This is a genomic window from Vibrio sp. 10N.222.46.A1 (genome assembly GCF_041473595.1).
GTDB classification, from domain to species: Bacteria; Pseudomonadota; Gammaproteobacteria; order Enterobacterales; family Vibrionaceae; genus Vibrio; species Vibrio tasmaniensis_A.
The window spans coordinates 1-721 of record NZ_JBFRSN010001155.1 but is presented as its reverse complement, the minus strand read 5'-3'; the positions used below and the strand labels follow the sequence as shown (position 1 = coordinate 721).

The following is a 721-nucleotide window of genomic DNA, read 5'->3' as shown; positions in this document are numbered from 1 at the left end:
CTAATGACGAGTTATAGCGACAAATTCGATCATATTAGGGCTATGTTGCACAGCTGTACTCGCTAATCGTTTGAGTCGTTATAACTTCATTCAAATGAGTTTTACGGCCATCTATCGGACTGTGCTTATTGCTTATAGGCCATAGATTGCTGCTTATGGGTCATAGATTGTTGCTTTAGGATACAGCGACTTTCAGATGAACAAAAAAAAGGAGCTCTAATGAGCTCCTTATTTAGTTACGACTTAATGCTTTTGCTTAGAAAATACTTAAAAAGTGTTTCCTATAGATGCTCTAGAATACCGAGACAGCTCTGTTTCGCATCACCAAACAACATCTGCGTATTCTCTTTGAAGAACAGTGGGTTTTGCACACCTGCGTAACCTGTGTTCATCGAACGTTTGAATACGATAACGTTCTGAGCATTCCAAACTTCAAGTACTGGCATGCCAGCGATTGGGCTGTTTGGATCTTCAAGTGCTGCTGGGTTCACAGTGTCGTTTGCACCGATAACCAAAACAGTATCGGTCTCATTGAAGTCATCGTTGAGTTCATCCATTTCAAGAACGATATCGTAAGGTACTTTTGCTTCAGCAAGTAACACATTCATGTGACCCGGTAACCTACCAGCAACTGGGTGGATACCAAATCGAACATTGATGCCCTGCGCTCGTAGCTTCTCAGTGATTTCATGCACTGGATATTGAGCTTGAGCTACTGCCA

Annotated in this window: 1 protein-coding gene; it reads right to left on the bottom strand. The window is 42.0% G+C overall.

What is annotated here, in order from left to right; genetic code table 11:
* Positions 1–281 precede the first annotated feature (281 nt).
* A partial coding sequence (locus AB4496_RS24725; protein WP_372132453.1) for an NAD(P)(+) transhydrogenase (Re/Si-specific) subunit beta occupies positions 282–721 on the bottom strand: 440 nt, incomplete at its 5' end.